At 63.3% G+C, this 12,471-nt stretch carries 11 protein-coding genes; 7 read left to right on the top strand and 4 right to left on the bottom strand.

The features are described from left to right. Positions 1 to 7 precede the first annotated feature (7 nt). From hpaA to CVH10_RS05735, 3 genes are all read left to right on the top strand, one after another. Positions 8 to 904, top strand: coding sequence for a 4-hydroxyphenylacetate catabolism regulatory protein HpaA (hpaA, locus tag CVH10_RS05745; protein ID WP_046079005.1), 897 nt, complete (start codon positions 8 to 10; stop codon positions 902 to 904). Between the two features lie 129 nt (positions 905 to 1,033). Further along, positions 1,034 to 2,218, top strand: coding sequence for a Bcr/CflA family multidrug efflux MFS transporter (locus tag CVH10_RS05740; protein WP_369335737.1), 1,185 nt, complete (start codon positions 1,034 to 1,036; stop codon positions 2,216 to 2,218). A 207-nt stretch (positions 2,219 to 2,425) separates the two neighbouring features. After that, positions 2,426 to 3,211: a helix-turn-helix transcriptional regulator gene (locus CVH10_RS05735; RefSeq protein WP_106488072.1), complete on the top strand. Its 786-nt coding sequence runs from the start codon at positions 2,426 to 2,428 to the stop codon at positions 3,209 to 3,211. A gap of 196 nt (positions 3,212 to 3,407) precedes the next feature. Here the strand turns inward: CVH10_RS05735 and CVH10_RS05730 are convergent, their stop codons facing one another. The 3 genes from CVH10_RS05730 to CVH10_RS05720 all read right to left on the bottom strand — a co-directional run bounded on the left by CVH10_RS05730 (position 3,408) and on the right by CVH10_RS05720 (position 7,814). Continuing rightward, complete coding sequence (locus CVH10_RS05730; protein WP_106488071.1) at positions 3,408 to 4,511, bottom strand: aromatic ring-hydroxylating dioxygenase subunit alpha; 1,104 nt, start codon at positions 4,509 to 4,511, stop codon at positions 3,408 to 3,410. Positions 4,512 to 4,536: 25 nt separating this feature from the next. Beyond that, positions 4,537 to 5,526, bottom strand: a complete 990-nt coding sequence (locus CVH10_RS05725) for a PDR/VanB family oxidoreductase (RefSeq protein WP_106488203.1) — start codon at positions 5,524 to 5,526, stop codon at positions 4,537 to 4,539. Between the two features lie 392 nt (positions 5,527 to 5,918). Continuing rightward, the gene (locus CVH10_RS05720; RefSeq protein WP_106488070.1) at positions 5,919 to 7,814 is read right to left on the bottom strand and encodes an FAD-binding monooxygenase; all 1,896 of its coding nucleotides are present in this window, start codon (positions 7,812 to 7,814) and stop codon (positions 5,919 to 5,921) included. Between the two features lie 516 nt (positions 7,815 to 8,330). On the opposite strand from CVH10_RS05720, the gene CVH10_RS05715 reads away from it, so the two are divergent. The 4 genes from CVH10_RS05715 to CVH10_RS05700 are packed head-to-tail and all read left to right on the top strand — an operon-like array spanning position 8,331 to position 12,027. Continuing rightward, complete coding sequence (locus CVH10_RS05715; RefSeq protein WP_106488202.1) at positions 8,331 to 9,383, top strand: TRAP transporter substrate-binding protein; 1,053 nt, start codon at positions 8,331 to 8,333, stop codon at positions 9,381 to 9,383. Positions 9,384 to 9,427: 44 nt separating this feature from the next. Then, positions 9,428 to 9,928 carry a TRAP transporter small permease gene (locus CVH10_RS05710; protein ID WP_106488069.1) on the top strand — a complete coding sequence of 167 codons (501 nt, stop codon included), beginning with the start codon at positions 9,428 to 9,430 and terminating at the stop codon, positions 9,926 to 9,928. After that, on the top strand, positions 9,925 to 11,241 hold the full coding sequence (locus tag CVH10_RS05705) for a TRAP transporter large permease (protein ID WP_106488068.1): 1,317 nt from the start codon (positions 9,925 to 9,927) through the stop codon (positions 11,239 to 11,241). Before CVH10_RS05710 ends, CVH10_RS05705 begins: the two co-directional genes overlap by 4 nt. 15 nt (positions 11,242 to 11,256) lie before the next feature. Further along, positions 11,257 to 12,027 (top strand): helix-turn-helix transcriptional regulator, encoded by a 771-nt coding sequence (locus tag CVH10_RS05700; RefSeq protein WP_106488067.1) that lies wholly within the window; start codon positions 11,257 to 11,259, stop codon positions 12,025 to 12,027. A gap of 54 nt (positions 12,028 to 12,081) precedes the next feature. On the opposite strand, the gene CVH10_RS05695 is transcribed toward CVH10_RS05700, so the two are convergent. Continuing rightward, the gene (locus CVH10_RS05695) at positions 12,082 to 12,441 is read right to left on the bottom strand and encodes a cupin domain-containing protein (protein WP_106488066.1); all 360 of its coding nucleotides are present in this window, start codon (positions 12,439 to 12,441) and stop codon (positions 12,082 to 12,084) included. Positions 12,442 to 12,471: the final 30 nt, after the last annotated feature.

Raw genomic sequence — 12,471 nt, 5'->3', positions numbered from 1 at the left:
GAGTGCCATGCCGGGTTCGTCGATACCCAACATCGATATCGGTGAGGTCTATGACCAGCGCTACGCCGATGCGGAGGTGCACTACGATGCGCTGGGGCGCATGGCGGAGTTTTTCGGCCACAATTCGCCGGCGCATCGCCACGACCGCTTCTTCCAGGTGCACTACGTCAAGAGTGGCATGGTTCGGGGGTATCTGGACGAGCGGCAGTTCCATCTGCAGGCGCCGATGTTCTTCCTCACCCCGCCGACGGTGACCCACGCCTTCGTCATCGAGGAGGGCTGCGATGGCCATGTGCTGACCGTTCGCCAGCAGCTGGTCTGGGACCTGCTAGAAGAGAGCGGCGAGCTTGGCGACGTGCACGCGGTGACACCGCTGTGCGTGGCCACGGGCCGGCTCGGCGGGCGCCATGCCGCCGAGGTGGCACGCGTGGAGATGCTGTTCGACGAGCTGCGCCGCGAGTTCGACGAGGCGCGGCCCGGTCGTGCCCTGGCCATGCAGACGCTGACCCGGCTGATCTTCATCGGCCTGTTCCGGCTGGCGAGCAGTGCCTTGCCCGCACAGCCGGTGCGTCATGAGGACCTCGCCGTGTTCCAGCGCTTCCAGAGGCTGATAGAAGAGCACTTTGCGCAGCACTGGGTGCTGGCCCGCTATGCCGATGCCCTGGGCGTCACCGAGAGCCGGCTGAACGAGATCTGTCGGCGTACCGCCGGCAAGCCCAGCAAATGGCTGGTCCACGATCGCCTGATGCAGGAGGCGCGGCGGCTGCTGATCTTCACCACGGCCTCGGTCAACGAGATCGGCTACCGGTTAGGGTTCAACGATCCCGGCTATTTCAGCCGGTTCTTTGCCCGCCACGCCGGAGTGACGCCGTCCCGTTACCGGCAAGGCAGCTCGACGCATTGAGCGAGTGCCTGCGCCGACGTCACGGGGGCCGGCCACGGGTGCCGAGCCCCGTCTTTCCCGACCCGCAAGGAGCCGATGGCCCTCATGACCACCTCGAGATATCAAGCTTCTCCCCCGCGCTTTCTCATCGTGCTGCTGGCCGGGCTCGTGGCCTTCGGCCCGCTGTCGATCGACATGTACCTGCCCAGCCTGCCGGTGATCGCCGAGGCCCTGGCAGACAGCGAGGCCCGGGTCCAGAGAACCATCAGCTTTTTCCTGATCGGCTTCAGCGTCGGCATGCTGCTTTACGGCCCCTTGTCCGATCGCCTGGGGCGTCGCCGGCCGCTGCTCTTCGGCATCGGGCTGTATGTGCTGGCGACTCTGGGCTGCTTCCTGAGCCAGTCCGTGGATCAGCTCCTGTTCTGGCGGGCCTTCCAGGCCCTGGGAGGTGCGGCGGCGTCGGTGCTGGCGCGGGCGATAGTCCGTGACCTGTTTCCCGTCGAAGCCGCCGCCGGGACGCTGTCACTGATGCACCTGGTCACGATGCTGGCGACCCTGGTGGCACCCCTGCTCGGGAGCCTGCTGATGGAGGTGGGCGACTGGCGAAGCATCTTTGCCTTCCTGGCGGTATACGCGATACTCAGCGGTCTGGCGGTGATGCTCTGGTTGCCCGAGAGCCATGACGGCCGCTCGCAGGCCTCTCGTCCGGGCGGCTTCCTTAACGGCTATCTGGCCGTGCTGGGCAGTCGCCGCGCCGTCGGTTACATGCTGTGCATGGGACTGTCCTTCGCCGGCATGTTCGCTTACCTGACGGCCTCTCCCTTCGTTTACATCGATGTCTTCGGCGTCAGCCCGCGGCAGTATGCCGGGCTGTTCGGGCTCAACATCGTATCGGTCATCCTCTTCACGTCGCTCAATGCCAGGCTGGTGACACGCATCGGTGCCCAGCGATTGCTGGCCTTGGGCGTCGGCGTGGCGGCCGTGTCGGGAGGGGCGCTGGGAGTGATCACCTTCCACGATTGGGGAGGGCTGCCCGCCATCGTGGTCGGGCTGTTCTTCTTCATCGGCGTGACCGGCCTGCTGGGTGCCAACAGCATCGCCAGCCTGATGGGGCTCTACCCTTCGCTGGCCGGTACCGCCGCCGGGCTGGCCGTCGCCGGCCAGTTTGGTCTGGGGGCACTGATGAGTGCGCTGACCAGTGTGCTGCATGACGGCACGCCACTGGCCATGGGCGTGGTCGTGGCCGGCTGCGGGCTGGGCAGCCTGGTGGGGTTGCTGTTGACCCTGCCTGGCGGAGCCGCGCGACAAGGTGCCATTATCAGTGGTGACGGATGAGTTCGCCGAAGCCCCATCCGACGCTGCCGCAGCCGCGTACATGAGGTATCAAGATAAAGCGATTGGCCGGGCACGCCATGGCAGCCAATGCGTTTGATGGAGGGCAGGGCCGGTGAAGCCCTTGCGTTGACGAGCGGCTGCATTCAGCCGGTCAAGTCGAAAAGACCGACATAAAAGAATAAAGACACGACGACCCTGAGGCTAGCGATGAGTGATCTGTGGAACAGCGACCCTGGCAGGGCGCAAGATCTGCAACCCTTGACAAGATTGATTGCGAACATGGGGGACGAGTTCTTTTCGTCGTCATTGCTGGAGTGCCTGGAGCATTGGGTTCAGTCCCAGCATTTCTCCATGATCCGGCTGGACAGGCCCCACCCCACGCTGCTGATGGCCGGCACACGGCATCATGATGCCGACCTGGTCTGGCGATGCTGGCAAGCCTATCACCATTACGACTATCAGAATCATGACCCTCTGCTCTTGCGCATGCATGAGGATCACTTGAGAGTGAACCAGCTCCAGGTGGGACACATGCTGGCGGAAGACATTGACTTTCTGCCTTATCGGAAAGCCATTTACCACGACAATGGCATGAACGCGAGGCTGTCGGCACTGAGCCTGGATGCTCAAGGCACCCCCGTGTTGTTCAACCTCTATCGGCATGCCGAAAGCGGATTCTTCAGGGATCAGGAGGTCGAGGCCTTCGAGCGCCTGGCGCCGGCCCTACTCCAGCTTGTGAAGGGGCACATGGCCATACGCGGTGAAGCGTCCCAGAGTGAACACAATGCGGCAGCGATGCTGCGACAACGGTGTCCGGACCTGACCGACAAGGAGCTGGAAGTCTGTCTGTTGATGCTGAAAGGGATGACGTATGCGGGTATTGCTGCGGAGAGGGGCGTCAAGGAATCGACGGTCAAGACACTACGCAATCGCGCCTTCTCCAAACTGGGAATCAACTACAGGAATCAGCTGTTTGCCATGATGAGCCATTGACGCCCTTGCGAACCGTCAGTAACGAAATAAGGCGAACGGAGAGGCAGGTCCGGCAAGGAAAGTGCTCTTGAGTAGAGGGTAGAAGAGCGTAGCACGATATACCATATTGGATGCCCAGTCAGGCTTCATTTGACTTTCACTATGGCCTTTTTGCTGGGCACCCTTGTTGACCTTGGACGATGCTTTGGCCCGTGGCTTATGCGATCGCCTCGGCATCATTCTCTTCCATGGCGCGCTTCTTGAGGTACGTCCTGGTGGCGATGGCAGGGGCGTCACTGGCGACCGACACCTCGTATACGGATTCGTCGTGCTCTACCAGCCTCTCTTCCAGAATCCCCAGTCCGACGACATCTTCGTGAAAGGCCGCGAAGAGCTGTTCATGCATGAACTCCGTGATCTCCTCGTCCTGGGTCGCGAAATCCCGGCCATGAACCAGGAAGTAATGCATGGTGCCTTGGGTTTCGGGCGTCAGGATGTGGGCCGTGCAAATCTGGAATTCCTCCCGCTCCTCCTCCGGGAGCGCCGAGTCATAGAACTTCCCGCTGACACGGTGCAGTGCAGGAGAGATGAACTCGGAGGTGATGATCCGGGCGGCGGTATCGCGATCATCGAGTCCGGTGCTCTTTCCCCAGACAGGTGACAGCGTGGTGGGCACCACATTCCGTGTCAGCTTGTAATTGCCCTCGTCAAGCTGGACTTCATACGGTGCACGCGCATAGTCCGGCGTGCCAATGGTGTCGGCATGCAAATAGGACAGGTGCGTCAGGTCCATGAGGTTCTCATGCATGCTGACATAGTTGCCTTTGTGATACAGGTAGCCGGACGAGCATTCCCAGTTCTCATCTTCCATCCAGGCCTGTCGCGGGATGCGAGACTCGTCGGCCAGCTCCGGATCGCCCATCCAGATCCACACCACCTGACCCTTTTCCACGACAGGATAGCGATGGATGCCCACGCCCCGGGGGCATTCTTTCTGCGAGGGGACTTCGATCAGATCCCCCTGGCTGTCATAGCGGAAGCCATGATAGCCACAGACGATCGTGTCGCCTTCGAGGTGGCTTTCCGACAGCGGGAAGGAGCGGTGCGGGCAGCGGTCTTCCAAGGCGACCGGGCTGCCGCCCTCCGTCCGGTAGAAGACGACGCGTTTTCCCAGGAGCGTGCGGGCCAGGAGCTCGCGCTGTATCTCGCTGGAGAAGGCGCCGACGTACCACTCGTTGTAAATGAACGGCGTGTCGCGATCCGCCATCCGGCTGCTTGCCTTGCGGGTGCTGGCGATCATTTTCGGTGAAGGACGGGTCATGATGACTCCTCTCGACTTTCGCTAGTTAAAGATCGATTTCCAGTGAGGCGCTTTTGGCACGAGATACGCAGATCAGCATGGTATCTCCGCTGGCCTTTTCTTCTTCCGAGAGGACGAAGTCCCGATGATCCGGTGTGCCGGAGATAACGGTCGTCTCACAGGTGCGGCAGATGCCGGCACGACACGAACAAGGCACCTCGACGCCCTGGTCCTCCAGTGCCTCGAGGATGCTCTCGTCCTGCTGGACACGAATGGTGCGTCCACTTTCGCGAAGTATGACGTCGAATCCGTCTTGCGGGGCGTCGTCGCTGCTTTCCTGAACCGGTACTTCGGGGGCACTGAACCACTCGAAATGCACCTGTTCACCGGGGTGATCGGCCATGACCCTCTTGACGTTCTGCATGAGCGGGTCCGGGCCGCAGCAGTATACGTGCTCGTCGGGAGCCATCTGGCTGGCGATGTCGTCCAGCTCAAGAAAGGCACCCGAATGCTCGTCATTGAAGTGGAAGTTGAGCTGTTCCGCGGAGGCTCCCAGTGATTGGAGCTCTTCGTAGAATGCCGCGCGCTGCCGACTGCGGGTCGTGTAAAACAGGCGCCATTCCTTGCCGTTGTTGATGCACCATCTCACCATGCTCAGGATCGGAGTGATGCCAATGCCGCCGGCGATGAAGCAATAGCGCTCGGCAGACGTCTCCAGCGGGAAATTGTTGCGAGGCGAGGATACCGTCAGGGTATCGCCTTCACGCACATGACCATGAATGTAGCTTGAGCCACCGGCGCTCTCCGCACTCAGACCCACGCCGATCACATAGCGGTGGTTTTCCCGGCTGTCGTTGAGAAGGGAATAATGGCGGACAAGAGAACCGTTCAACTTGACCTCCAGGTGTGCCCCCGGAGAAAAGCCGGGTAGCGGGCGTCCATTCGGGTCGCATAGCTCCAGTACCGTGACATCCTTCGCTTCCGCGATGCGCCGGGTCACCTTCAACGCGAAATGGTCTTTTCTAGACAAGCTCATACTTCCCCCCTGATGCATTCTCGGGCTTCGCCTTTGTTGTGTTTCCCACGATACCGGCTCATGCGAGAAGCCCTGATGGAGCACAAGATGACAAGAAGGCGACGGACTGTCTGTCCCCTGCGGGATGTACGACGAAGGTCATGCACGACGAAGGTCGAAGCGGGGCTCTGTCGCCGTGCGCATGGGCAAGGGGCCGCATGGGAAAAAGGGCGCGTGGGAAAGAAGGGCGCATGACGGGGATCGAGGCGTCAGGCCGTTGTCGCAGGGCCTGACTGACTAACTCGCGGGGAGGGGGACGGTGCGACGACGGGCGGCGCCCCAGAGGGCGCCGCCCGGGGCAGGCACGATATCCGGCCGTCAGGGCCGGATGCGGCCTGCGTGAAGCTCGAGTGTCATGCCGTGCCCATGGCCTTGTCGAAGAACGCGGCCAGTTCTTCCATGGCGTCCAGGGGCAGCACCAGCGAGACGTACTGATCGGGTCGTACCACGACGACGGCACCCTGGCGGTCGATGCCGCGGGCCTCGAAGATGTCCGCCTCGGGATCGATGGCGTAGACCTTCTCGTAGTCGGTCAGCTGGAAGGGACCGACCTTCGGCATGAAGATGTCGGGGATCGTCGGCCCGTGTTCGACCTCGCCATGGGGCTGCTGGTAGATCGCCTTGACGTCGAACAGGCCGTCCAGGTCGCCGCCCGCCGGGGTGTGCTTCACCACCGGCGAGTCCGGGGAGTTCAGCAGCCACTCGGCCCAGGCGGCCAGGCGGGAATCCTCGCCGGCACGGGCGCTGTCGGCGAAGGCATAGACGCGCCAGCGGCCGTCGGCCGTGGCGTGATGCCCCAGGTGCACGGGGTTGCCGTCGCAGACTCGCATGACCGGCGCCGACTTGAATCGCTTGCCTACCGGGAAGCCGGTCGCCAGAGACTGATGTGCCGTGTTGCCGGTGATCATCGACTCCCGGTACTCGGTCATGAAGCCGGCCGGGAACTCGGCGGTCTTGACATAGAAGTCCGCCAGCTCCTGGGGATCCTCGAACTCCTCGGCGGGCTTGGCCATCAGGCTGGACCACTCCCGGTCGAAATCGATCAGGTTCTGGGCGACCTCCTGGCGCTCGCTGGAGTAGGTGCCCAGCAGGGATTCCGGGGCGATGCCGGTGAGCACATGCCCCAGCTTCCAGGCGATGTTGAAGCCGTCCTGCATGGAGACGTTCATGCCCTGGCCGGCCTTGGCGCTGTGGGTATGGCAGGCGTCGCCGGCGATGAAGACGCGCGGCATGCGCGTCCCCTCTTCCTCGGTGGGCACGTCGTCGAACTTGTCGGTGACGCGGTGGCCCACCTCGTAGACGGTGTACCAGGCGCAGTCCTTCACCTCCAGGGTGTAGGGATGCAGGATCTGGTTGGCCTTGGCGACGGTGGCTTCCAGGGTGGTTTTTCGAATCTGGCGGTTGTCGTCCTCGGCCACCTCGCCGAGATCGACGTACATCCGGAACAGGTGACCGCCTTCACGTGGAATGAGCAGGATGCTGCCGCCGCTGGCGGACTGGATGGCGCACTTGGTGCGGATGTCCGGGAAGTCGGTCTCCGCGAGCACGTCCATCACGCCCCAGGCGTGGTTGGCCACCTTGCCCAGGTGCTTGCGCCCGATCGCCTTGCGCACGCCGCTGTGCGCCCCATCGCAGCCCACCACGTACCTGGCCTTGACCGTGCGTTGCTGTCCTTCCTGCTCGCCCGCGACATGCTGCAGCGTCACGGTGATCGGGTATTCCTCGCCATGATCGATGTCGAGCCCCAGGAACTGCAGGCCGTAGTCGGGCTCCAGCCGGGCCGGCGAGTTTTTGGCGAACTCGGCGAAGTAGTCCAGCACGCGGGCCTGGTTGACGATCAGGTGCGGGAACTCGCTGATCCTTCCGCCGTCATCGTCGAGGGCCACGGAGGAGCGAGCGATGCTCGCCGGCCGCTCCGGGTCCGGTGCCCAGAAGGCCATCTCGCTGATCCGGTAGGCTTCCTCGGTGATCCGCCCGGCGAAGCGGAATGCCTGGAAGGTCTCGACGCTGCGGGCCTGGATGCCGTCGGCCTGGCCGATTTCCAGCCGGCCGGGACGGCGGTCGACGATCCGCGTGGTGATGTTCGGGAACTGCGCCAGCTGGGCGGCGGCGATCATGCCCGCCGGGCCGCCCCCGACGATCAGCACGTCGACGTGTTCCGGCAGGGTGTCGGGGCGATCGATGCCGCTGCCGGCGGCCGCCTCGATGCGGGGGTCGCCGGATACGTAACCGTGATGATGGAATTGCATCTTCTCTCTCCTCGTTTGTTCTTCGGGCCGGCCGTCGGGTCGCGAGAGCGCACCACCGAGGCTGACCGTGGTGGCCGCTCGAGCGCTTCCGGCTCGAGACAGGCCGGTGTCAGGACATCTGCCATCCTCACTCACCGCTCACAGGGCGCACAGGTGTTTTCCGGAGGAGAAATTGTACTTTTCACGGGGGAGTCTTAGACCTTGGTCGCTCATGGGGGGCTTGGCTGGCCTCATCTCGAAGCGACGGTTTTCGGCCAGGTCCGTGATCCTTCCTATAGACATTGGTCTACGGCGGCAGGGGCGTTCACCGTGTATGGCTGTTCTTTTCTTGAATGTAGATGGTTGTTTTTATTCGTGTAAATGGCGTCTTCCGGATGGGAGGCAAGGCGTCGGGAGAGCGTTTGACCGGCAGCCCCGGGGCTGCTAAAAAACGTTAAGTTATTAACGTTAAAATATTAATGAAGCCGGGAGCGACGACGCAGGTCGTCATCGATGATCGATGAGAGGCGAGACATCATGAATACAACAAGCAAACGACTGTTCGCGTCACTGACGATGGGCGCCGCCCTGGCATCACCGGCGGTCCTGGCCGCCGATACGGTGACCTTGCGCATCATGCACCCCCTGCCCGCCATGTCCAATGCCCAGCAGGACGTCATCGAGCCCTGGTGCGATGACCTGGAACGCCGGTCCGAAGAGCGGATCCAGTGTCAGATCTATCCCTCGATGCAGCTGGGGGGCGCGCCTGCGCAGCTGCCCGACATGGTGCGCAATGGCGTGATCGATATCACCTGGACCGCGCTCGGCTATTCGGCCGGGCGTTTCCCGCGCAGCGAGGCGCTGGAGCTGCCCTTCATGCTGCCTGACGGCGGCGTCGATGGCAGCGAGATCGCCTGGGATTTCTACCAGCAACATGCCCAGGAGGATTTCGCGGATTACAAGGTGCTGGCGCTCCACAGCGATGGCGGCGGCAGCATTCATACCGCCGACACCGGCGTCAGCGACATGGCCGACATGGAGGGGCTGCGGATCAGGGCGTCGACACGGATGGCCTCGGAGCTGATCGACGCCCTGGGCGGAACGCCGGTCAGCATGCCGCCGGCACAGATCGCCGACACCCTGGCCAAGGGCGTCATCGACGGTGCCATGGCGGTCTGGGAGGTCGTGCCGCCGACCAAGCTGGACGAAGTGACCCACTATCACACCCAGACGGCCGACGATCAGGCGACGCCGACCGTCACTACCCTGGCGATGCTGATGAATCAGCGCAGCTACGAGCGGATGCCTGACGATCTGCGCCAGATCCTGGACGACCTCAGCGGACGTGAGCTGTCTGTCCGCTTCGGCGAGTCCTGGGATCGGGCTATCGAGTCGGTGCGCGGCGATATCGTCGCCAATGACGATCACACGGTGATCACGCTGGGGGAGGAAGAATACGCCGCCATGCGCGAGGCCTCGCGTTCGATCATCGATGACTGGGCGGCGTCGAACGACGGCGGTATCGATCGGCAGTCGCTGGTCGAGGGGCTGCGGCAGATCGTCGAAGAGAAGGCGCCGGACCTGCAATGAGCAGGGCGCTTCCTGGTGGAACTCGGGTCACGAGGGTAGTGAAGATGGAAAGAGTGTTGCGGCGCCTCTCGATCGGTTTCGCGCTGGCGGGAGGCGCCATCGTCCTGGCGCTGATCGCGATGTCACTCGTCTCGCTGGTCGGCCGCAAGCTGTTCGCCGCCCCGATTCCCGGTGATATCGAACTGCTGCAGATGCTGATCGCCGTCGCCGTGACGGCCTTCCTGCCCCTCTGCGAGATGAATGACCACCATATCCGGGTGGACCTGGTCGCCGGCCTCTTCAGGCCGGCGGTCAATCGCTGGCTGCTCGCCGTGAGTCATGTCGCGCTGGCGGGGATCGCTGCCCTGCTGGCCTGGCGCACGGCGCTGATGGCGGCCGACAGCTACAGCTACGGCTCCATCAGCACCATGCTGGGCGTGCCGCTGTGGATACCGCAGTTCGCCATGGTGCCGGGCCTGGTGCTGCTGGTCCTGAATGCACTGTATCGAGGCGCGACGAGTGTCCGTGCCCGGCGGTCCGACGACGGTCGTGAGGTGAATCCATGAGTGGACTGGAAATCGGGGCGATCGTCCTGGCGGCCCTGATGGTCATGCTGGGGCTGCGCATTCATGTCGGCGTGGGGATGCTCCTGGCGGGGGTGGGCTGCTACCTGATCGTCAACGAGGGTGATACCAATGCGCTGCTCTTCACCCTCAACAACCTGGTCTACGCGCGCTTCTCGAGCTACGACCTGGCGGTCATCCCGTTGTTCGTGCTGATGGGGCAGTTCGCGATCCATGGGGGACTGTCGCGGGCCCTGTTCCGGGCCGCCTCGGCCTTCATCGGCCACTGGCGAGGCGGGCTGGCGATGTCGGCGGCCGGCGCCTGTGCCGGCTTCGGTGCCATCTGCGGGTCGTCGCTGGCGACGGCGACGACGATGAGCCAGGTCGCCCTGCCCGAGCTGGAACGCCACCATTACGACAAGCGCCTGGCCGCCGGTACCGTCGCCGCGGCGGGCACCTTGGGCATCCTCATTCCGCCGTCGGTGCCCCTGATCATCTACGCCGTGCTGACCCAGGAATCGATCGCCAAGCTGTTCATGGCCGCCGTGGTCCCCGGGCTGATCGCCATGCTGGGCTACATGGTGGTGATCCGGCTGGTCGCGACCCGCACCATGCGCGACGCCCCGCGGGCGCCGCGGCATGACTGGCGCGAGCGGCTGGACGCCCTCTGGGAGGTGGTGCCGGTCATGCTGATCTTCGTCGTGGTCATCTTCGGCATCTACGGCGGCTGGGCCAACCTCACCGAGGCGGCCTCGATCGGTGCCGCCGCCTGTGGTGGCTACGCCTTCGTGCGCGGCGGCATGCGCGGCGCGGGTTTCTATCGGAGCCTGATCGGCACCGCCGAGGCGACGGCCATGATCTATCTGGTGGTGCTGGGGGCCGACCTGCTCAACAGCGGGCTCGCGCTGAGTCAGCTGCCCGTCGAGCTGGCCGACTGGGTGATGGGCAGTGGCCTGGCACCGCTGAGCGTCCTGCTGTGCATCCTGGTGGTCTACCTGCTGCTCGGCTGCGTGATGGACTCCCTGTCGATGATCCTGCTGACGATCCCGATCTTCTACCCCATCGTCCTGGGGCTGGACCTGTTCGGCCTGGATGCCACGGGCAAGTCGATCTGGTTCGGCATCATCGCGCTGATGGTGGTGGAGATCGGCCTGATCACGCCGCCCATGGGCATGAACCTGTTCATCGTCCAGAAGTACGGGGCCGGGACGTCGCTGGGCACCGTCAGTCGCGGCATCGTGCCCTTCCTGGTCGCGGATGCGCTGCGTATCGGGCTGCTGGTGAGCATCCCGGCGCTTTCCTTGCTGTTTCTCTAGCGAGGCGGGCCCTCGATGGCGGTGTATCGGGAAGCCGTGGCCAGGAACAAGAATGCGCGTTGCGAGGTGGAAATGAAGAACATGCTCTCTCAGCCGTCCAGCCTGTCCTCGCTCCAGGACGAATGCCTGAAAACCCTGGTCGATGTCTTCGATGTGCCGCGGGCGGCATCCTATATGGTGGATCGCCGCTCTCGGATGTTCGGCCTGAAGCATCACGGCGTTCAGGCGGGCATGCAGAGGGATTACATCGACCACTTCCAGCATCACGATCCTCTTCATCCCCACCATGTCAGGCGTCATGCCGACCGGGTCCTGCGTTCCAGCGAGGCGGTCTCGCTGAAGAAAAGGCAGGAGAATCCTTACTATGCCGACTTCTTCAAGCGTTGGGGGATTCTGGAGACGGTGGAAGTCTATCTGCATGTCGGCGGGCGCATAGCGGCGGGGATGACGCTCTTCATGGGGCCCCATCGAGGGTCGCTGTCGAGCGCGGACATGAAGAAGGTGGAACGTCTGCAGGGCTTCATGCAGTTCTCGCTGGAGGCCTGCCTCGAGGCGCCCCGCCAGCGTGATCTTGGCGACATCTGTGACGAGTTTCACCTGACGCCCAGGGAGCGACTGGTCGTGGAGCTGGTGCTGCAGGGGCTGCCCAACAAGCGCATGGCGACGGATCTCTGCTGCAGCCTTTCCACGATCAAGACGCATCTTCAGCACATCTCCGAGAAGATGCAGGTCAACGGCAAGGCGGAGATCGCTTCCTTGCTCTATTCACAGCAACGGTGCCACTGACATCGTTCGGCCGCCCGGCGTTCAGGCATCGAAGGCCGGGCGGTCTCTGATCGATCAGAAGATCGCCAGATAGTGCTTGATCATCTCATCGGACTCGATGATCCACTCCAGATTCTCTCCCTTTGCGATGTACCAGGCCTCTCCAGGTTCGAAGGTTCTGCGTTCACCGCTGACGTTATCCACCAGCGTGACGCGGCCCTTGACCAGGGTGGCATGTTCGGCAAAGTCGTGATCCACCTGGAACCGACCCCGGGTGCAGGCGAAGATGCCAAGGATCTGGGGGGCGCCTTCCTGTCCCACCAGGGCGGCACCGCTGGCTTGAGGGTCTCCTTCCAGTACCTTGGCCCCCAGGTTCGCGACACTGCCGAAGGCGGCAAGCGCGGTATTGTTGGCCGTTTCGTTGAGCACCAGCATGTTGTCTCTCCTCGTGTCGTGCTGAGTTGG

It is taken from the genome of Halomonas sp. ND22Bw, assembly GCF_003011945.1.
Classification (GTDB): Bacteria; Pseudomonadota; Gammaproteobacteria; order Pseudomonadales; family Halomonadaceae; genus Halomonas; species Halomonas halophila.
Note: the sequence above shows the minus strand (reverse complement) of the source record. Positions and strands in the feature narration are given on the sequence as shown.

Coding starts and splice junctions, on each gene's coding strand:
- CVH10_RS05710 (WP_106488069.1), top strand. CDS start 9,428: ATGGAAAGAGTGTTGCGGCGCCTCTCGATCGGTTTCGCGCTGGCGGGA.
- CVH10_RS05695 (WP_106488066.1), bottom strand. CDS start 12,441: ATGCTGGTGCTCAACGAAACGGCCAACAATACCGCGCTTGCCGCCTTC.
- CVH10_RS05730 (WP_106488071.1), bottom strand. CDS start 4,511: ATGACCCGTCCTTCACCGAAAATGATCGCCAGCACCCGCAAGGCAAGC.
- CVH10_RS05705 (WP_106488068.1), top strand. CDS start 9,925: ATGAGTGGACTGGAAATCGGGGCGATCGTCCTGGCGGCCCTGATGGTC.
- CVH10_RS05725 (WP_106488203.1), bottom strand. CDS start 5,526: ATGAGCTTGTCTAGAAAAGACCATTTCGCGTTGAAGGTGACCCGGCGC.
- hpaA (WP_046079005.1), top strand. CDS start 8: ATGCCGGGTTCGTCGATACCCAACATCGATATCGGTGAGGTCTATGAC.
- CVH10_RS05720 (WP_106488070.1), bottom strand. CDS start 7,814: ATGCAATTCCATCATCACGGTTACGTATCCGGCGACCCCCGCATCGAG.
- CVH10_RS05700 (WP_106488067.1), top strand. CDS start 11,257: ATGGCGGTGTATCGGGAAGCCGTGGCCAGGAACAAGAATGCGCGTTGC.
- CVH10_RS05735 (WP_106488072.1), top strand. CDS start 2,426: ATGAGTGATCTGTGGAACAGCGACCCTGGCAGGGCGCAAGATCTGCAA.
- CVH10_RS05715 (WP_106488202.1), top strand. CDS start 8,331: ATGAATACAACAAGCAAACGACTGTTCGCGTCACTGACGATGGGCGCC.